At 72.0% G+C, this 20178-nt stretch carries 11 protein-coding genes; 5 read left to right on the top strand and 6 right to left on the bottom strand.

Going from position 1 to position 20178, the window contains the following annotated elements; translation table 11 throughout:
* The 3 genes from SALPAC3_RS25150 to SALPAC3_RS0100050 form a co-directional block, all read right to left on the bottom strand.
* Window positions 1-6538 (bottom strand): type I polyketide synthase (locus tag SALPAC3_RS25150; protein WP_018219213.1); only part of this gene is annotated, 6538 nt, incomplete at its 3' end.
* 150 nt (window positions 6539-6688) lie between these two features.
* Window positions 6689-6925: a ferredoxin gene (locus SALPAC3_RS0100055; RefSeq protein ID WP_018219212.1), complete on the bottom strand. Its 237-nt coding sequence runs from the start codon at window positions 6923-6925 to the stop codon at window positions 6689-6691.
* Window positions 6922-8109, bottom strand: a complete 1188-nt coding sequence (locus SALPAC3_RS0100050; RefSeq protein ID WP_018219211.1) for a cytochrome P450 — start codon at window positions 8107-8109, stop codon at window positions 6922-6924. Before SALPAC3_RS0100050 ends, SALPAC3_RS0100055 begins: the two co-directional genes overlap by 4 nt.
* Window positions 8110-8462: 353 nt before the next feature.
* Here SALPAC3_RS0100050 and SALPAC3_RS0100045 point away from each other — a divergent pair, with 353 nt between their 5' ends.
* Genes SALPAC3_RS0100045 through SALPAC3_RS0100030 form a run of 4 tightly spaced genes read left to right on the top strand, consistent with a single transcriptional unit; the run spans window position 8463 to window position 13609 of the window.
* The gene (locus SALPAC3_RS0100045) at window positions 8463-9809 is read left to right on the top strand and encodes a KamA family radical SAM protein (RefSeq protein WP_018219210.1); all 1347 of its coding nucleotides are present in this window, start codon (window positions 8463-8465) and stop codon (window positions 9807-9809) included.
* Between the two features lie 28 nt (window positions 9810-9837).
* The gene (locus tag SALPAC3_RS0100040) at window positions 9838-11094 is read left to right on the top strand and encodes a pyridoxal phosphate-dependent aminotransferase (protein WP_018219209.1); all 1257 of its coding nucleotides are present in this window, start codon (window positions 9838-9840) and stop codon (window positions 11092-11094) included.
* Between the two features lie 14 nt (window positions 11095-11108).
* Window positions 11109-12038 (top strand): ACP S-malonyltransferase, encoded by a 930-nt coding sequence (locus SALPAC3_RS0100035; protein WP_018219208.1) that lies wholly within the window; start codon window positions 11109-11111, stop codon window positions 12036-12038.
* A gap of 26 nt (window positions 12039-12064) precedes the next feature.
* Window positions 12065-13609, top strand: a complete 1545-nt coding sequence (locus SALPAC3_RS0100030; RefSeq protein ID WP_018219207.1) for an AMP-binding protein — start codon at window positions 12065-12067, stop codon at window positions 13607-13609.
* A gap of 57 nt (window positions 13610-13666) precedes the next feature.
* Here the strand turns inward: SALPAC3_RS0100030 and SALPAC3_RS0100025 are convergent, their stop codons facing one another.
* Window positions 13667-15259 carry an AMP-binding protein gene (locus tag SALPAC3_RS0100025; protein WP_018219206.1) on the bottom strand — a complete coding sequence of 531 codons (1593 nt, stop codon included), beginning with the start codon at window positions 15257-15259 and terminating at the stop codon, window positions 13667-13669.
* A 161-nt stretch (window positions 15260-15420) separates the two neighbouring features.
* On the opposite strand from SALPAC3_RS0100025, the gene SALPAC3_RS0100020 reads away from it, so the two are divergent.
* On the top strand, window positions 15421-15669 hold the full coding sequence (locus SALPAC3_RS0100020) for a phosphopantetheine-binding protein (protein ID WP_018219205.1): 249 nt from the start codon (window positions 15421-15423) through the stop codon (window positions 15667-15669).
* Between the two features lie 101 nt (window positions 15670-15770).
* On the opposite strand, the gene SALPAC3_RS0100015 is transcribed toward SALPAC3_RS0100020, so the two are convergent.
* Together SALPAC3_RS0100015 and SALPAC3_RS0100010 are read right to left on the bottom strand one after the other, a co-directional pair.
* The gene (locus tag SALPAC3_RS0100015) at window positions 15771-16676 is read right to left on the bottom strand and encodes a proline iminopeptidase-family hydrolase (RefSeq protein WP_018219204.1); all 906 of its coding nucleotides are present in this window, start codon (window positions 16674-16676) and stop codon (window positions 15771-15773) included.
* A gap of 11 nt (window positions 16677-16687) precedes the next feature.
* Window positions 16688-20119 (bottom strand): type I polyketide synthase, encoded by a 3432-nt coding sequence (locus SALPAC3_RS0100010; protein ID WP_018219203.1) that lies wholly within the window; start codon window positions 20117-20119, stop codon window positions 16688-16690.
* Window positions 20120-20178 lie beyond the last annotated feature (59 nt).

Here is a 20178-nt window from a genome sequence, read left to right as displayed (position 1 = left end):
CATGCGCCTCCACCAGATCAACCTGGTCGGGACGGACATTGGCAGCGGCCAACGCCTGTCGGATGACCCGCTGCTGAGACGGACCGTTCGGCGCCGTCAACCCATTCGACGCGCCGTCCTGGTTAGTCGCCGAACCACGCACCACCGCAAGCACCTGATGACCGCGACGTTCGGCGTCAGAGAGCCGTTCCAGCAGCAGTACGCCCGCGCCCTCCCCCCAGCCGGTACCGTCGGCGCCGGCCGAGAACGACTTGGAGCGGCCGTCCCGGGCCAGGCCCCGCTGCCGGCTGAAGTCGATGAAGGTGTCGGGGGTGGACATGACAGTCACCCCACCGGCCAGCGCGAGGGAGCACTCCCCCGCCCGCAGCGCCTGCACCGCCAGGTGGATCGCCACCAGCGACGACGAGCACGCCGTGTCGATCGACATGGCGGGCCCCTCCAGCCCGAGGGTGTACGCCACCCGGCCGGAGACGATGCTGGCCAGGCTGCCGTTACCCAGGTAGCCGGCCAACTCGTCGGGCGTCTGGTGCAGTCGCAGTGCGTAGTCGTGGTACATGACGCCGGCGAACACGCCCGTGGGGCTGCCCTTGAGCGAGGTCGGATCGATCCCGGCCCGCTCCAACACCTCCCACGACGTCTCCAGCAACAACCGCTGCTGCGGATCCATCGCGACCGCCTCCCGCGGACTGATCCCAAAAAAGTCCGCATCAAAATCGGCCGCATCGTAGAGGAAACCACCCTCCAACGAATACGTCTTCCCCGGCTTACCAGGCTCCGGGTCATACATACCCACCAGATCCCAACCCCGATCAGTCGGAAACCCGGAAACCGCATCAACACCACCCTCCAACAACTCCCACAACTGCTCCGGAGTCGCCACCCCACCCGGAAAACGACAACTCATCGCCACAATCGCAATCGGCTCCTGAACGAAGGAGGCCGACGCCGGCTCCGGCACCGCCACCTCCAGCCCGGTGCCCAGCACGGTGGACACCACGAACTCGGCAAGCGCCGCCGGGGTCGGATAGTCGAACACCAGGGTCGCCGGCAGCCGCAGCCCGGTAGCGGCGTTGAGCCGATTACGCAACTCCACGGCGGCCAGCGAGTCGAAGCCCACCTCGTTGAAGGCGCGGCGCGGCTCGATCGCCGCTGCCCCGTCGTGGCCGAGCACGGCGGCAACGTGGGCGCGGATCAGGTCGACGGTGACCCGGTCCCGCTCGGCCGGGGTGAGCGCGGCGAGTTGCCGGGCCCAGCCCTGCGCCGCGTCCGCCGCTCCGGCCGCCTGCGCGGCCCGCCTGGCCGGCAGTGGCACCAGGCCGCGCAGCAGCGCCGGTACCCCCTCCGGGCGGTTGCGCAGCGTGGCCAGGTCGACCTGGATCGGCGCCAGGACCGGCTCATTGACGCCGAGCGCCGCGTCGAGCAGGGTCAGATTCTCCGCCGGGGTGAGGCCGGGCATGCCGGAGCGGTCGATGCGTTGCCGCGCGGCGGCATCCAGCCGCCCGCCCATCCCGCTGTCACCGGTCCACAGGCCCCAGGTGAGGGCGACGGCGGGCCGACCCGCGGCCCGGCGGGCGGTGGCCAGCGCGTTCAGCGCCGCGTTCGCTGCGGCGTAGTTGCCCTGGCCGGCGCAGTCCAGCAGGCTGGCCAGGGAGGAGAAGAGCACGAACACCGACAGGTCCGCGTCGCGGGTCAGCTCGTCGAGGTTGATCGCGCCGTCCAGCTTGGCCTTCAGCACGGCGTCGAGCCGCTCCGGACCGAGTGAGCCGATCACCCCGTCGTCAACGATGCCGGCAGCGTGCACCACCGCCCGCAGCGGCTGGTCGGCCGGGACGGCGGCGAGCAGCGCGGCCAACGCGTCGGGGTCGGCAGCGTCGGCGGCGGCCACCTCGACGGACGCGCCGGCCGCCGCCAGCTCCGCGCACAACTCCGTGACACCGGCCGCCGCCGGGCCGCTGCGGCTGGTCAGCAGCAGGTGGCGTACCCCGTGGGTGTGGACCAGGTGACGGGCGACGTGCGCACCGAGGCCACCGGTGCCGCCGGTGACCAGCACCGTGCCGTCGGTGGGCCAGCGGGTGCCGGCGTCCACCTCGTCGGCTCCGGCGGCGACAGCGGTGGTGGTGGCGACCCGGGCCAGCCGAGGCACACTGATCTCGCCGTCACGCAGCAGCAGCTCCGGCTCACCGGTGGCCAGGGCGGCGGCCAGCAGCGAGGATGGGGCGTCGGTGAGCCGGACGGTGACAAACCGGTCCGGGTTCTCCGTCTGCGCTGCCCGGACCAAGCCCCACACCGCCTCGGCAGCGAGGTCGTCGACCCGGCTGACGAAGACCAGCCGGGAGCCGGCCAGCCGCGCATCGGTCAGCCACTGCTGGAGGGTGGCCAGCGCGTCGGCGGTGGCGACCCGGACGTCACCGGCCCGGACGCCGACGAACGTCCACTCGGGGGCGGTAGCGCCGGCATCGATCGCCGCACCCAGCGCGGCGACGTCCGGGTGTCGGGATGCCGCGCCGATCCGCTCGTCGCCGAGCACACACCAGCGGGGGGTGCCCGATGGCGCGGGCCGGTGCCCCAGCTTCGTCCACTCCAGCCGGAACAGCCGCTCGTGATAGCCGCCCCGGGCGGCGGTGAGCTGGGCGGTGGAGACCGGCCGGGAGACGAGGGAGCGTACCGAGGCGACCGGCGCGCCGGTGGGATCAGCGAGGGCCACCGAGACGCTGTCCCCGGCGGCGGGGGCGATCCGCACCCGCACCTCGGCGGCGCCCGCCGCGTGCAGGGTGATGTCGTTCCAGGCGAACGGGATGCGCACCTCGTCGTCGGCGGATTCGCCGTGGCGGGCCGCCGCATCGATGGCGTGCAGGGCGGCGTCCAGCACCGCCGGGTGCAGGCCGAAGCGAGCGGCGTCCGGGCGGCTGTCGACGGGGAGCGCCACCTCGGCGTACACCTCGGCACCGCGCCGCCAGACGGCCTTGAGGCCCTGGAAGACCGGGCCGTAGCCGTAGCCCTGGCCGGCCAGCACGGGATAGGTATCGGTCAGGTCAACCGGCTCGGCGCCCCGGGGCGGCCACTCGGTGAGCGGGGTGCCGGGGTGGGCGGCCTCCGGAGCGAGGACGCCGCTGACATGCCGGGTCCAGAGCTGGTCGCCCGGCTCGTCGGGGCGGGAGTAGACGGCCACCGGGCAGCGTCCCGCCGGGTCGGCGGCGCTGACCACCACCTGGAGGGCGACCCCGCGCTCATCCAGCGCCAGCGGCGCCTCCAGGGTCAACTCCTCCACCGTGCCGCAGCCGACCTGGTCCCCGGCCCGGACCGCCAGCTCCACGAATGCGGTGCCGGGCAGCAACACCACCCCGGAGATCATGTGGTCGGCCAGCCACGGGTGGCTGCGCAGCGACACCCGGCCGGTGAGCACCACCCCGTCACCGCCGGCCAGGCCGACGACCGCACCCACCAACGGGTGGCCGGCAGCTAGCTGACCGAAGCCGGTCGCGTCGGCGCTGCCGCCACCGGAGGCCAGCCAGAACCGGCGACGTTGGAACGCGTACGTGGGCAGGGCGACCCGGCGGGCACCGCGCGGGGCGAAGAACGCCGACCAGTCCACGGACGCGCCCCGCACGTGTACGCGGGCGAGGGCGGAGACGATGTCGGTCTGCTCATCCTGGTCGGCGCGCAGCACCGGGGTGAAGACCGCGTCGTCGTCCTCGGTGAGGCAGGCCGGGCCCAGCGCGGAGAGCACCCCGGCCGGTCCGAGTTCGAGGAACGTGGTGACGCCCTCGTCGGCCATCGCCCGGACCGCGTCGGCGAAGCGGACACAGTCGCGGACATGCCGCACCCAGTACTCGGGATCGCAGAGTTCACCGGAGAGCACCGCCCGTCCAGTCACCGTGGATACGATCGGTATCGCCGGCGGACGATAGCCGAGCACCTGGGCCAGCCGGCCGAACTCGGCGAGCATCGGCGCCATCAGCGGCGAGTGGAAGGCGTGGCTGACCCGCAGCCGCTTCGTCTTGTGCCCGGCGGCGGCGATGGCGGCGGCGACCTCGAGCACGGCGGCCTCGGTGCCGGAGACCACCACCGAGGCTGGCCCGTTCACCGCCGCCAGGCCCACCTGCGCCTCGCGGCCGGCGAGCAGCGGGCGAACCTGCTCCTCGGTGGCCTGCACGGAGATCATCGCGCCCTCGGCGGGGAGCTGCTGCATGAGTCGACCGCGCGCGGCGACCAGGATCGCCGCGTCCTCCAGGGAGAGCACCCCGGCGACGTGGGCAGCGGCCAACTCGCCGACCGAGTGTCCGGCAAGCACGTCGGGGCGCACCCCCCACGACTCCAGCAGCCGGAACTGGGCGACCTCCACGGCGAACAGCGCGCACTGGGTGTAGGCGGTCTGGTCCAGCAGCGCCGCCTCGGCGGTGCCGGGCTCGGCGAACAGCACGTCGGTCAGGGGCACGTCCAGTTGCAGGTCCAGCCAGCCGCAGGCGGCGTCGAACGCGGCGGCGTAGACCGGATAGGCACGGTAGAGCTCACGTCCGGCGCCGAGCCGCTGGCTGCCCTGCCCGGTGAAGAGGAACCCGAGCCCGCCACCGGTGACCTGTCCCAGGTGTACGCCGGGCAGGTCACCGCCGTCGGCGAGCACGGCCAGCTCATGCAGGGTGGTCGCCCGGTCCCGGGAGACCAGGACCGCGCGGTGTTCCAACGCGGTCCGGGTGGTGGTCAGCGAGTACGCGACGTCAAGCAGCGTCGGGGGGTTCTCGCTGGTGGCCAGGGCGGCGTGCAACGCGGCAGCCTGGGCGCGCAGCGCCGCCCCGCCACGGGCGGAGAGCACCACCGGCAGGCCCTCGCTGGACGGCGGCGGCTCGGCGGGGAGGGCAGGTTCGGCAACGGGCGGGGGCTCCTCGACGATGACGTGCGCGTTGGTCCCGCTGACGCCGAACGAGGAGACCCCGGCGCGGCGCGGCCGGCCCGGATCGGTCCACTCGCGGGCCTCGGTGAGCAGTTCGACGGTGCCGGCGGACCAGTCGACGGTGGGGGTGGGGGTGTCGACGTGCAGGGTGCGCGGCAGCACCCGGTGCCGTATCGCCATCAGCACCTTGATCACCCCGGCGACACCGGCGGCGGCTTGCGAGTGCCCGATGTTGGACTTGAGCGAGCCGAGCCAGAGGGGCCGGTCGGCGGGGCGTTCCCGGCCGTAGGTGGCGATGATCGCCTGCGCCTCGATCGGGTCACCGAGCCGGGTGCCGGTGCCGTGTGCCTCGACCATGTCGATGTCGGTGGGGGTCAGGCCGGCGGCGGCCAGCGCCGATCGGATCACCCGCTGTTGGGACGGCCCGTTCGGAGCGGTCAACCCGTTCGATGCGCCATCCTGGTTGATCGCCGATCCGCGGATCACGCCGAGGACGCGGTGGCCGTTGCGTAGGGCGTCGCCGAGTCGCTCCAGCACCAGGATGCCGACGCCCTCGGCCCAGCCGGTCCCGTCGGCGGCCGCCGCGAACGGCTTGCAGAGCCCGTCCGGGGCGAGGCCGCGCTGCCGGCTGAAGGCGGTGAACGCGCCCGGGTGCACCATCACCGCGACTCCGCCGGCCAGCGCGGTGGTGCACTCCCCGCGCTGCACCGCCTGGCAGGCCAGGTGCAGGGCGACCAGGGAGCCCGAGCAGGCGGTGTCCACGGTCAGGGTGGGCCCCTCGAAGCCGAAGGTGTAGGCGAGCCGACCTGACACCACGCTCGGCGCGTTGCCGGTGAGCAGGTAGCCGTCCAGGCCTTCCGGGGCCTCGTGCAGACGGGGGCCGTACTCCTGGGGTTCGGCACCGATGAAGACCCCGGTCTGGCTGCCGCGCAGCGACGCCGTGTCGATGCCGGCGTCCTCCAGAGCCTCCCAGGCGGTCTCCAGCACCAGCCGCTGCTGGGGGTCCATCGTCATGGCCTCGCGCGGGCTGATGCCGAAGAAGTCCGGATCGAACTCGGCCGCGCCCTCCAGGAACCCGCCCTGGCGGACGTAGGTCTTGCCCGGCTTGCCCGGATCGGGGTCGTAGAGCCCGTCGGTGTCCCAGCCCCGGTCGGTCGGGAAGTCGGAGCTGACGTGCCGGCCCTCGGACACCAGCCGCCACAGGTCCTCGGCGGAGTGGCTGTGGCCGGGGTAGCGGCAGCCGATGCCGACCACGGCGATCGGCTCGTCGTCGGTTCGGCGTGGCGGCGCGGCGGCCGGGGCGGGGGCGGCATCGCCGCCGAGCAGGGTCCGCAGCAGCCGCCCGACCGCCTGCGGCGTCGGATGGTCGAAGACCAGGGTGACCGGAAGGTCGAGGCCGGTGGCGGCAGTGAGCCGACGGTGTAGCTCGACCGCGGCGAGCGAGTCGAAGCCCAGCTCGCGGAAGGGCCGGGCCGGCCCAACGGCTTCCGGACCGTCCGGCAGCACGGTCCGCAGCACGTCGCGGGCCTGCTCCCGGACCAGGGCGATGAGTGCCCGGTCCTGCTCGTCGGCCGTGCGGCCCTCCAGTCGCCGCCGCAGGGCCGACAGCGCGCCGGGCTCGGCACCGGTGGGGTTCGCGGACTCGCTCATGGCACGCTCCACTAGGTCTCCGGGTTTCGGCGCCCGGGTCGGTGTCGGTTTCGGCGCCCGGTCACGGCGAGGCCGCCGTGACCGGTAGGGAGGACCGGTCGCGGCGGCCTCGCGGCAACCGGCGGGGGCACCGGTCTGGACGGTGGTCGTTCACTCCTCGGGCGCGAGCAGTGCGCCCGAGGCCGCGTCACGCACTGTGATCGCGGACATCGGGCACATCTCGGCGGCGTCGATGACCGCCTCGTCGGGCGCGGTCTCTGGGGCCAGGACGGATGCCTTACCGGTGCGGACCTCAAGCTGGCGGGGCGCCGCGCCGGCGCAGACCCCGGTACCGATGCAGGCCTCCCGGTCGACGGTCACCGTCCAGCGGGTTTCCACCGCGGTCACCAGCCCACCAGCAGCCGGCTCGGGCCCCGGACCAGCAGGCCGGACTTCCACGACACGCCCTCGTCGCCGTCGGCCAGGCGCAGGTCGGGGAAGCGGTCCAGGACGGTGTGCAGGGCCACCTGCAGCTCCATCCGGGCCAACTGCGCGCCGAGACAGTGGTGCGGGCCGTGTCCGAAGGCGACGTGCGGGTTCTGCTCACGGGTGAAGTCGAAGGTCTCCGGGTTCTCGAAGACCTCCGGGTCGCGGTTGGCGCCCGGCAGGGAGACCAACACCGGCTGGCCGGCGCGCACGGTGATCCCGCTGAGCGTCACGTCCTCCACCGCGTAGCGGGGGAACATGGCGGCCGGGTTGAGCGGGATCATCCGCAGCAGCTCCTCCACGGCGGCCGGCACCAGGCTCCGGTCGGCGCGTAGCTGCGCCATCAGCTCCGGATGGGTGAGCAGCGCGTAGACAAAGTTCGGGATGTGCGTGGAGACCGTCTCGACGCCGGTGAGCAGCAGCCCGACCCCGGCGATGGAGAGCAGTTCCTGCTCGGTCAGCCGGTCGCCCTCGTCGCGGGCCTTGACCAGCGCTCCGAGAAGGTCGTCGGTGGGCTCCGCGCGACGCTGGGCGACCAGCTTGCCCATGTAGTCGAACAGCTGCTCGGCGTAGACCATCAACTGCTCGCTGGTACTGGTCAGTCCCTCGGTCCAGATCCGGAACTGGGCGCGGTCCTCGAACGGCACACCGAGCAGCTCGCAGATCACCGTGACCGGGTACGGCAGGGCGAACGCCTCGACCAGATCGCCCGGCGAGCCCTTGGCGATCATCTCGTCGACGTACTCGTTGGCGATCCGCTGCGCGTCCGCGCGGATCGCGTTGACCCGGCGGGCGGTCAGCGCCTTACCGGCCAACCTGCGGAGCCGGGTGTGGTCCGGCGGGTCGAGGCCGATGATGCCCTCGTACGTCATCTCCGCACGGGTACGGGGTTGGTCCTTGCCCTGCGCAGCGGCTCGGCTGAACCTCGGATCCGTCAACACGGTCTTGACATCCTCGTACCGGGTGACCAGCCAGGACACCTCGCCGTACGGCAGTTGCACCCGGGCCAGCGGCTCGGTCCGGCGCAGCAGCTCGTAGGTCGGGTCGATGCCGATTCCGCGCGACTCGCGGAACGGGTACTCACGGATCTCCTGATCGATCGTCACGGGCACTCCCTCGGGTCGCACCGGGCGCACGGATTGGGCGCTGGCGTCGATGTCTCGTCGGCCGCTCGGTGTGGTACGGCAGCTCCGGGCGACCCGCCGGGCACCGGCCGGACCAGGCGAGGAATACGTAATCAGGAAAGGAAATCCAGCTACACCCCCGCACCGCCCCTACCTTCCCCCTACCACGATTGGTAAGGGCGAGTCTGGGGTGCCGCTAGGGGTCCGGGTGGCCGGTCCGCCACTAGCCTCGGTTCAAGACAATGCGCTATTGACCGTCGCGCGATTCTCGCCGGCGTGCACCGGTGATTGAGTCACGCCACGTCGGTGGGCGCAATCCCCCTGGAGGATGGCTGATGTCCCTGCTCATTTCCACGATCGCTGGTCCGGGGCGGTTCCACTCCTTCGGCCCGCACCATATCGACAAACTGGGCGCCCGCTTCGGACTGTCGGCCGACAATCTGCACGCGATCCGCACCATTTCCCAGGTACTGCCGTTCCGGGTCAATGAATACGTATTGTCGCACCTGATCGACTGGGACCGCATCCCGGACGACCCGATCTTCCGATTGGTGTTCCCGCAGCGTGGCATGCTCGCCGCGGACGACGAACGACTCCTCGGCAACCTACTGGACGCCGGCGACCGCAAGCGGCTGCGCGTGGAGGTGGCCCGCATCCGGGCCGGACTCAACCCGCACCCGTCTGGGCAGCAGCAGCACAACGTGCCGCACCTGGACGGTCACGAGCTGCCCGGAATGCAGCACAAGTACCGGGAGACGGTGCTGTACTTCCCCCAGCAGGGGCAGACCTGCCACGCCTACTGCACCTACTGCTTCCGCTGGGCACAGTTCGTCGGCGACGCCGACCTGCGGTTCGCCGCGCCGGGCCCCGAGCAGCTGGTGTCGTACCTGCACCGGCACCCGGCGGTGACCGACGTACTGGTCACCGGCGGCGATCCGATGATCATGTCGACGGAGCGGCTACGCAGCCACGTCGAGCCGCTACTCCAGGTGGACACGGTACGCACCATCCGCTTCGGTACCAAGGCGGTCGCATACTGGCCATCCCGGTTCGTCTCCGACAGCGACGCCGACGACCTGCTGCGGCTCTTCGCACAGGTGGTCGCCGCCGGCCGCACCGTCGCGGTGATGGCGCACTTCAGCCACCCGCGTGAACTCGCCACCGAGATCGCCACGCGGGCCATCGCCCGGATCCGGTCGACCGGAGCGGTGGTTTACTGCCAGGCCCCGCTAATCCGCTACGTCAACGACGACCCCCGCGCCTGGAGCGACATGTGGCGGGCCGAGCTGGCTGTCGGTGCGGTGCCCTACTACATGTTCGTCGAGCGGGACACCGGGCCTCGGGACTACTTCCAGGTGCCGCTCACCCGCGCCGCCGACATCTTCCGTACCGCCTATCAGGACCTGCCGGGTCTGGCCCGGACCGTGCGCGGACCGGTCATGTCGGCGACCCCCGGCAAGGTCCTGGTCGACGGCGTCGAACAGACCCCGCACGGCGACTTCTTCCAACTCCGGTTGATCCAGTCCCGCGACCGACGGCTGGTCGGCCGGCCGTTCCGGGCCCGGTGGTCACCGGACGCGGCGTGGCTGAGCGACCTGCAGATCGACCCGGCCGCCCCGACGGACATCCTCGCCGCGGTCGGCCCCAGCGCGGCCCGCCCCGGCGCGGTCGTCACCACCTGAGCACGAACCGACCCGAAGGGAGCTGGCGATGGCCGGCCGGAAGATCTCGCCCAATCTCGCACTCGACCAGCTGGTCGCGGAGCGGATCGCCAGGGGCGAGTCCATCGTGCACCTCGGTTTCGGCGAGTCCCGCCTGCCGGTCTTTGCGCCGCTGGCGCGGCAACTGACCGCGGGTGCGGACCGCAACGCGTACGGGCCGGTGGTCGGCGACCCGGCCACCCGGGAGGCCGTGGCCGGCTACTTCTCCCGCCGCCGCCTGCCCACGGAGGCCAACCAAGTGATTGTCGCGCCGGGCAGTAAACCGCTGCTGATGGCCCTGCAACTGGTGGTCGACGGTGACACCCTGGTCGCCCTGCCCAGCTGGGTCACCTACGCCCCGCAGGCCCGACTGGCCGGCAAGAACGTGCGGGGGGTGCCGATCCCGAAGTCCGGCGGCGGAGTGCCCGACCCGGCAGCGCTGCGGGAGACCATCCGCACCGCCCGGACGCTCGGCCAGGCCCCCCGGATCCTCATCCTCACCTCGCCGGACAACCCGACGGGCACCCACGCCCCAGCCGAGGTGATCCGGGAGCTGTGCGCGATCGCCGAGGAGGAGGACCTGCTGATCGTCTCGGATGAGATCTACCGGGACATCCTGCACAAGCCGGGCGCGGACCTGCTCAGCCCGGCGGAGGTCGCGCCCCGGCGGACCGTGGTGATCACCGGGTTGAGCAAGAACCTGGCGCTCGGCGGCTGGCGGATCGGGGCGGCCCGGTTCCCGGCTGGCGGGTGGGGCGAGCGGATCCACGCGGACGTGGCCGCGGTGGCCAGCGAGATATGGTCCACCCTGGCCGGCCCGATGCAGTCCGTGGCCCGGTACGCCTTCGCCGAGCCACAGGAGATCCGCGAGCGGCTGGCGGCGGACGCCGCGCTGCACGGCGCGGTGGCCGGCGCCATGCACCGGATCATGGTGGACGCGGGCGCAACCTGCCCGCCACCGACCGGCGCGTTCTACGTCTACCCGGACTTCGCACCGCTGCGGGGCCCCCTGGCCGAGCAGGGCGTCACCGACGGCGCGTCGTTGCAGCGCCACCTGCTGGCGGAGTTGGGGATCGCGGTGCTCTCCGGCCACCACTTCGGAGACCGACCCGACGCGCTGCGCTTCCGCGCCGCGACCAGCATGCTGTACGGCGCCACCGAGCAGCAACAGCGGCAGACCCAGGACGCCGCCGACCCGCTCGCCGTGCCGCACGTCGCCGACGCGCTGGCCCGTGTTGAGCAGGCCCTCGCCAAGCTCCCCCGATGACAAGGATGCCAGAGATGACCAACGCCACCGTCTTCCCCGGGATGGGTCCGTGCGAGTTCACCGACGTCGCGAAGTTCATGCTCGTCAACCGGGACGCTCGCGACCTGCTCGCCACCGCGAGCGACGCCCTGGACTACGACCTGTTCGCCCGGTATCGGGACAGCGATGACGACTACTCCGAGTACGCCCAGGTGGCCTTCCTGGTCAACTGTGTGGCATTGGCCCGCTGGGCGGAGCGGGTGCTGGACCTGCGGCCAAGCCTGGTCGCCGGGCCCAGCTTCGGGGGCAAAGCCGCCGCCGTGTACAGCGGCGCGCTGGACTTCGCCGAGGCGGTACGGATGACCGCGCGGCTGTCCCGGATCGAGACGGAGTACTTCGCGGCCGAGCAGCCGGGGGTGGTGACGATGTCCTTCGTCCGGACCCCGCCGGATCGGCTGCGGGAAATTCTGGGCGAACTGGACGAGGCCGGTGAGTGGTACGAAATCTCCTGCTATGTAGACACCGACTTCTGGATGGTGACGCTGCACGAGGGACGCACCGACTGGTTGGCGCAGCGGCTACGCGCCGGCGGTGGGCTGCCGCTGTACGTGATGGATCCGCCACTACACGCTGCCGCTTTCCAGCCGCTGCGCGACCGGGTGGAGGCGGAGCTGTTCGCGTCGCTGCACTTCACCGACCCGCAGATCCCGGTCGTCGGCGACCAGGATGGCACGGTGCGGGACACCGCCGACGGGGTGCGGGCCATGTTGCTCGACGGCATCGTCACGCCGGTGCGCTGGCCGGAGGTGGTCGGCACGTTCCAACGGTTGGGCGTGGAGACGGTGCACGTCTGTGGGTCGGACCGGTTGTGGGGTCGGGTGGGGGCGACCGTCCGCAACTTCCACACCACCATCGTTGACCCGCGGCGGGCGATGTCGCCGATCCGCCGCACCGTGGTCGCGTGACGGCCGGTCGAGCACGGAGGACGATGATGACTCAGCACCCCGACTACGCCCTGTCCGGGCGATTCCTGCAGGGGCTGGCCGCCGCGCCCCGGGCCACCGCTCTGCACCTGCCGTCCGGCCCGGTCAGCTACGAAGAACTACACGACACCGCCCTGCGCTGGGCGGGGGCGCTGGCCGCTGGCCCGGACGGGCCACCCCGGGTGGTCGGCATCCTGGCCGGCAAGACCCTGGAGTCGTACGCAGGGCTGCTCGCTACCCTGTACGTCGGTGCGACCGCCGTACCGCTACACCCGGAGTTCCCGGCGACGCGCACCGCACGGATGCTCACCGCGTGCGGGGTGTCCACCCTGTTGCTCGACGACGCCGGTCTGGCGGTACGGGCCGAGTTGGGCGATGTGGTCTCCGGGGTGCCGGTGCTGGCACCGGTGGTGGACCCGGGCGGCAGCGGCACCGGTCTCCGGCTCCCGGTGGCCTCGGCGACGCCGCTGGCCGAGCCCCACCCGGCCGGCCCCGACGACGTGGCCTACGTGCTGTTCACCTCCGGTTCGACCGGGCGCCCCAAGGCGGTGCCGATCACCCACGGCAACCTGCGGCACTACTTCTCGGTGCTGGACGACCGGTACGACTTCGGGCCGGACGACCGCTTCTCACAGTCGTTCGACCTGAATTTCGACTGCGCCATGTTCGACCTCTTCTGCGCCTGGGGTGCGGGGGCGAGCATGCACCCGGTGCCCCCGGGGGCGTACCGGGACGTCCCGGCGTTCGTGGCCGAGCGGGGCCTGACGGTGTGGTTCTCCACCCCCAGCGCCATCACCCTGGTCCGGCGGACCGGACGGCTGGTTCCGGCGGCGATGCCGTCGCTGCGGTGGAGCTTCTTCGCCGGAGAGGCGCTGCACGCCGCCGACGCGGTGGACTGGCAGACGGCGGCACCCGGGTCGACCCTGGAGAACATCTACGGCCCGACCGAGCTGACCGTCACCATCACCGGGCACCGCTGGTCGCCGCAGACCTCGCCAGGGCTCTGCGTCAACGGCCTCGTCCCAATCGGATCCCTGCACGACGGACACGACGGGGTGCTGCTCGACGCGGACGGCGCGGCCAACGAGGTGGAGGGTGAACTCCTGGTCACCGGCCCACAGCTGACCCCCGGCTACCTCGATCCGGCCGACGACGAGGGTCGGTTCCTCATCCGGGACGGCCGACGCTGGTACCACACCGGCGATCGGGTGCGGCGGCTGCGGAACAAGGAATTGATCTACCTGGGCCGGCTGGACGCCCAGGTGCAGGTGCACGGCTGGCGGGTCGAGCTGGCCGAGATCGAGCACGCGTTGCGGGGCTGCCCCGGGATCGAGGACGCGATCACCGTGGCCCGGGCCGGGGCCGGCGGCACCGAACTGGTGGTCTTCTACACCGGCGAGCCGACCGCACCGGCGGAGCTGTCCCGGCAGCTACGGCAGATCCTGCCGAAGGGGATGCTGCCCCGCTCGTACCGACACGTACCGGAGTTCCCGCTGAACTCCAACCGGAAGGTCGACCGGGCCCGGCTGGCCCGTACGGCCGCCGAGGCCTGACCCGGACCGGTCGGGCCCACGTCAACGGGAACCGACCGGGGACCGGCGGACGGTGGATCAGCCCGCGGGTTCTCCGGCGCGGGCGGCGAGCGCCCGCCGGTCGACCTTGCCATTGGCGTTGACCGGCAGCTCGTCGAGGACCCGCACCTGCTGCGGCACCATGAAGTCGGGCAGCGCCTCCAGGCAGAACGCGCCGAGCTCCATCTCCTCGACGCCGGTGACACCCGGGTCGAGCACCACGAAGGTGGCCAGCACCGGATCCCTGCCCTCCTGGGGGAGCATCAGCGCGGCGGCGCCGGCGACGCCCGGGAACTCGCGGACCCGGCGCTCCACCTCGCCCAGCTCGACCCGATTGCCGCGTACCTTGACCAGCGAGTCGACTCGGCCGGTGAAGTACAGCTCACCGCCCTCCCCCCGGTACGCCAGGTCCCCGGTGCGGAAGACCACCTGCCCGGTGGCCGGGTTGAGCGGGTCGGGCACCAGAGCCTCGGCGGTCGCCTCCGGGTCGTTCCAGTAGCCGTTGAACAGGGCGGCGCTGCGCAGATGGATCTGGCCGACCACACCCGCCTCATCGACCGGCCGACCGTCCTCGTCGATCAGTAGCATCTCCGCACCAGGGTGGGCGTGACCGATGGAGATCCGGTCCGCGTCGTCGGGCAACGGGTTCGGCACGTCGGTGAAGGATGCGGCGAGGGACTCACTGCTGCCGAAGCAGTTGACCACCCGGGCCCGGGGCAGGGCCCGTTGCAGTTCGCGCAGCTCGGGCAGCGGGAAGTTCTCGCCGGAGTAGAGCACACCGCGGATCTGCTCACCGAGCGCGGCCAGCCCCGCGTACTCATGCCGCAGCACGCCCCGCCAAATCGACGGGACGCCATTGACCTGGGTGGCTCCGGTGTCGGTGAGAAACTGCACGAACCGGCGTGGCCAGCGCAGCAGCGCCCGGGGAACCGGCACGACGGCCGCGCCGCTGCCCAGGGCCAAGCCGATGTCGAGCAGGGAGAAGTCGAACTGGAGCGGGGAGGTGGTCGCGACCCGGTCCTCGGCGGAGACGATGCCGTGCCGGAGCATGCCTCGGAAGAAGGCGAGTACGCCCCGGTGGCTCATCACGACGCCCTTGGGCCGGCCGGTGGTGCCGGAAGTGAAGATCACGTAGGCGGGGTCGGTGGGGACCAGTTCCCGGCGGCGCCGGGTGCGGGGCGTCGGGGCCCGTTCGACCTGGATACCGTCGGTGCCGAAGCGGGCGGTGCCCAGCGGGGTGGGCACCGTCTCCCGGCGACCGTCAACGGTTTGCAGGTGCAGCGCCGCCTCGGTGCTCTCGGCGATCAGCGCGAGGCGCTGCGCAGGTGTCTCCGGGCTGACCGGTACGAAGGTGAGCCCCAGCGAGGAGCAGGCCAGGAAGACGGCGATGGCGGTCGGCGAGGTGTCCGACTCCAGGATCACCCGGTCGCCGATGTCCAGGCCCAACTCGTCGAGAGCGGCGGCGTAGCCGTCAACCCGCTGGGCGAGCTGACGATACGACAGGGTGCCGGTCTCGCCACCGACGGCCTGGACGACAGCCGGCCGGTCGGGTGTCAATCGGGCGCCCGCCAACAGAAACTCGGGCAGTGTCTCCACGGAGGCGTGCGTGCGCGCGAAAATCTCTCGACCCATGGCCGGATCGTATCGGCGACCTTAAGTGCGTTGCACCCGCATCGACACCCCTAGCGACCCCTAACCATCGACGTTCCGCAGGGCCAGAAATTGTCGGGTCGTCTACGCCCGGCGGTCGTTGCTAGCGTTTCCTCACCCTGCACCGGAAGGAAATCACCGACATGTGGGATCAACGATTCGAGACCATCCTGCGCCAGCACCTTCCCTTCCTCGACCCGGAGGAGCCGCTGCTGGGCCGCGCCAGCCTGCGGGACTCGGGCCTGGACTCCCTCGCCATGGTCGAGCTGCTGGCCATGCTCGAAAGCGAGTACAACGTACGGTTCGTCGACGAGGCGATGTCGATGGAGACGTTTGCCACCCCAGAGACACTCTGGAGCGCAATAAACGACATGCTCGGTGCTTCCGTGTGACGCATCCCGCACACAGTGGCCCGTGACCATTTCGGTCGCGGGCCTTTTCGACGGCTCAGCTCCGCCTCGAATCGACGAGAGCACCCGGGTGAACGACAAGCTCAGAGCTGGTCGAGAAACTCGGTGAGGAGGTCGGTGAACCGCTCCGGGGTCTCCAGGTGGGGCAGGTGACTGGCCCCGTTGATGATCTCCCAGCGAGCACCGGGGACCAGATCGTGGAAGGGGCGTACCGCGGCCGGGGTGACCTCGTCGTGCTCGCCGCTGATGACCAGGGTGGGTGCGTCGATCTGCGGCAACCGGTCGACCAGCGAGTAGTCGCGCAGGGTCCCGGTCACGCAGAACTCGCTCGGCCCGTTCATCGAGTGGTAGACGGTAGGATCACCGTTGATCTCCATGAAGCTGGCCATCAGCTCTGGCGGCAGCGGCTTACGCCGGCACACGTGCCGCTGGTAGAAGACCATCATCGCCGCCACGTAGGCGGGGCTATCGGTGGTGCCGGCGGCCTCGTGCCGGCGTAGTGTCTCGTCCACGCCGGGGGGCAGCGCGGCCCGCAGGACGTCCAGCTCGGGCAGCCACAGCGGATATGACGCGGGCGCGTTGGCGATCACCAGGCCGCGCAGCCCGGCGGGCCGATCCACCGCGTGCGACGCCGCGAGGACCCCGCCCCAGGACTGCCCGAACAGGACGTACCTGTCGGCGATACCGAGCCGACGCAGGAGGTTGTCCAGCTCGGCCAGGAACAGCTCCACCGTCCAGAAGTCAGCGCCACGGTCCCGCAGGTGGGTGGCGCCGCCGTTACCGAGCTGGTCGTAGTGCACCACCGGGCGACCGGAGCGGCTCAGCTCGGCCAGGCTGAGCAGGTAGTCATGGGTACTGCCCGGGCCGCCGTGCAGCACGACGAGCGGCGGTGAACCCTCGTGCAGCCGGCCCGTCACGCGGTACCACGTCCGGTAGTCGCCGAACTCCACGGTGCCCTTGTCGGTCGGTGCCAGTGTCATCGCGTTCACTCCAGCTGTCGTCACTGCGAGATCCAGTCCCGGACCACGCCGGCCGTCGCAGCGACCTGCCCCTCCATCATGGTGAAGTGGTCGCCGGGCACCTCCCGGAGTGTGTGCGGGGTTTCCCAGGTGGCTCGCCACCCATCGTCGTCGCCAGCCATGATGGATTCCCGCGGCCGGACGAAGAGCACCGGTGTGTCGATCGGCTCGATCGGGCAGCTTTCCAGCAGCCGCACGTAGCGGCCCATCGCCGACAGCCGGGCGCTGCTGAACTCGCCGAACTCGGCCTCCCGGTCCAGCAGCGAGTCGAGCATGTGGGTGAAGAAGGCCGGTGTGGTGCTGCCGGTGGTCAGGTACGTGTCCAGCAGCACCACCCCGACCGGACCGTGTCCCTGCCGCTCCAGCTCACCGGCGGTGGCGTGGGCGAACAGCCCACCCGAGGAGTAGCCGACCAGGATGTACGGCCCCTGTTCGGCGATCGGCCGGACCATCTCGGCGAAGACCCGCACCGCCGCGTCGGACGAGGCGGGCAGGCTCTCGTCGCGGCCGAAGCCCGGCACCGGCAGGGTCCACACGTCGCGGGTGCCACCGAACTCGGCGGTGAACCGGGCGTATTGCTGATCGCCGCCGAGCGCCATCGGTGAGGGGAGGCAGACCATCGCCGGCCCCTGGTCGCCGCGGGCGAGCCGGCGGGGCCTGGGCATCTCCGGCAGGCCGGCCGGCCCGTCAAAGGTGGGCCGGATGTCGGCGACCGCGTACAGCAGGGACAGGCCCTGCTGTACCCGGCCACCCTGGACGGCGGTACGGAACAACGCGCTCATGGTGTCGGCAGCGTCGGCCGGGCCGGTGTGTTCCTCGGCCGGCGGAGCTGCCAGTTCGGTGCGCAGCAGGGCGGCGAGTTCGGCGACGCTGCCGTGATCGAAGACCACGCCCGTGTCCAGCCGCAGCCCCGTGGCCTCGTTCAGGGCGTTGCGCAACTCCATCGCGGTGAGCGAGTCGATGCCGAGTTCGACGAAGCGCAGTGCCGGGTCAACGTCGTCGGGTTGGGTGTGGCCGAGCACCGTCGCGGCCCGCCTTCGGACCAGGTCACGCAGCAGCGTCTCCTGGCCGTCGGTGTCGAGCCCGGCGAGGGTGCGCCGCAGCCCCGCCGGGTCGGGCCGGGCCGGGCCGAGCCGGCTCCGCCGGTCCGGGGTGACGAGCGTACGGAGGATCGGCGGCACCTCCGCCGTAGCCGACGTACGCAGGTCGGCCTTGATTGGCACGAGCACCGCGTCTGTACGGGCCAGCGCCGCATCGAGCAGGTCCAGCCCCTCCTGGCTGGACATCGGCAGTACCCCGCCCCGGGACATCCGAGCCCGGTCGGCGCCACCGAGGTTGTCGGCCATGCCGCCGCCGGCCCACGGCCCCCAGGCCAGGGATTGGGCGGGAAGCCCGGCCGCCCGGCGGGCGGCCGCGAGTGCGTCGAGGTAGGCGTTCGCCGCCGCGTAGTTACCCTGGCCCGGCCCGCCGAGCACACCGGCTGCCGAGGAGAAGAGCACAAACGCGGTGAGGTCCGCGTGGCGGGTCAGCTCGTGCAGGTTGGTGGCGGCGTCAATCTTGGGACGTAGCACCGCGTCGAGACGTTCCCGGGTCAGCGAGGGGATGATTCCGTCGTCGAGCAACCCGGCGGCATGCACCACCCCGGTCAGCGGGCGGTCGGCGGACACCCCAGCGAGCAGCGCGGTGACCGCGTCCCGGTCGGCCAGGTCGCAGGCGACGACGGTGACCTCGGCGCCGCGCGCGGTGAGATCGGCGCTCAGCGCGGCCATGCCGTCCGCGTCGGGGCCGCGCCGGCTGGCCAGTAGCAGGTGCCGCACCCCGTGCGCGTCGACCAGGTGCCGGGCGACGAACCCGCCGAGGGCACCGGCGGCCCCGGTGAGCAGGACGGTGCCGTCGGCGGTGAAAGTGCTGCCGGACGTGCTGTCGGGCGCGCCCGCGGCCACCAGCCGGGCGGCGTGCGCGACGCCCTCGCGGAGGAGCAGTTGTGGCTCGCCGCCGGCCAGCACGGCCGGGAGAGCCAGCACCGACCTGTCGTGGTCGTCGAGGTCAACCAGGACGATCCGGCCTGGGTTCTCCGACTGGGCGGAGCGGGCAAGCCCCCAGACCGCCGCGGCGGCCGGCTGGGTGACCGGCGTGCCCTGCGCGCCGTGGGTGAGGACCATCAGTCGGGACGACGCCAGCCGCTCGTCGGCGAGCCACCGCTGCAGCAGGACGAGGAGTTGCCCGGTGGTGTGCCGGGCGCCGGCCGCGAGGTCACGGCAGTCGGGTTGGACGCTGGCGACCAGCACCACGTCCGGTGCGGCAGCGCCCGCGTCCAGGCCCGCGGTGAGGGCGTCGAGGCCGGGGTGGGTCTCGACGGCCAGCCCGGCCGTGTCGAGCGCGGCGGCCACCTTAAACTCATCGGTGCCGATGAGTGCCCAGTGGCCGGTGTCCGCGGTCGTGGGCAGCGGCACCGGGGTCCAGTCGATCCGGTACAGGTGCTCCTGCCGGCCGCCGCGAGCGGCCCCCAGCTGACTGACATCGATCTCCCGCAGTACCAGGGCGTCGACCCGGGCGACGGGTACGCCGGTCTCGTCGGCGAGCGTGAGGGCGACCTGCTCGGGTCCGGTGGGAGTGACGGTGACCCGAAGGGCGACGGCGCCGGTGGCGTGGATGGTCACCCCGGCCCAGGAGAATGGGACGGCAGGCGCGCCCTCGCCCCGGCTGAGGCCGATGGCGTGCAGGGCCGCGTCGAACAGGCCCGGGTGCAGGTGGAACCGGTCGGCGTCGGTCACATCGGCGGGAAGCGCGATCTCGGCGTACGCCTCGTCGCCGTGTCGCCAGGCGGTCCGCAGGCCCCGGAAGACCGGGCCGTAGCCGAGGCCGACCTCGGCCATCCGCTCGTACAGTCCGTCGAGGTCGACGGGGGTGGCGGCGGCTGGGGGCCACGGGGCCGGCGGGTCGGCGGGTGGGACCGGTGGGGCCGGGGCGACCACGCCGACGGCGTGCCGGGTCCACGGCGCGTCCTGGTGCCGGGAGTAGACGGTGACCGGCCGCGAGTTGTCCTTGCCGGGCGCACCCACGGCGACCTGCACCTGTACGCCGCCGTCGTCCGGGATGACCAACGGGGCCTGGAGGGCGAGCTCGGTCAGTTGGCCGCAGCCGACGTGGTCACCGGCATGCACGACGATCTCCACCAGGCCGGTGCCGGGCAGCACGATCGTGTCGCCAAGCGCATGGTCGGCCAGCCACGGGTGGGTACGCCGGGACAGGAGGCCGGTGGCGATGAGCCCGTCGGTGTCGGGGAGAGCGGTGACAGCCGACAGCAGCGGATGTTCGGCGTCAAGCAGGCCGGCGGCGGTGACGTCCTTGTCGGTTCCGGTGTCGTGCAGCCAGTAATGCTGGTGTTGGAAGGCATACGTCGGCAAATCCACCCGCCGCCCACCCCCACACACCACACCCCAATCCAAATCCACACCCGACACCCACACCC

The sequence above is a fragment of the Salinispora pacifica DSM 45544 genome (assembly GCF_000378845.1).
In the GTDB taxonomy this organism is placed as follows: Bacteria; Actinomycetota; Actinomycetes; order Mycobacteriales; family Micromonosporaceae; genus Micromonospora; species Micromonospora pacifica.
The sequence above is the reverse complement of the archived record's forward strand: the minus strand, read 5'-3'. Positions and strand labels throughout refer to the sequence as shown.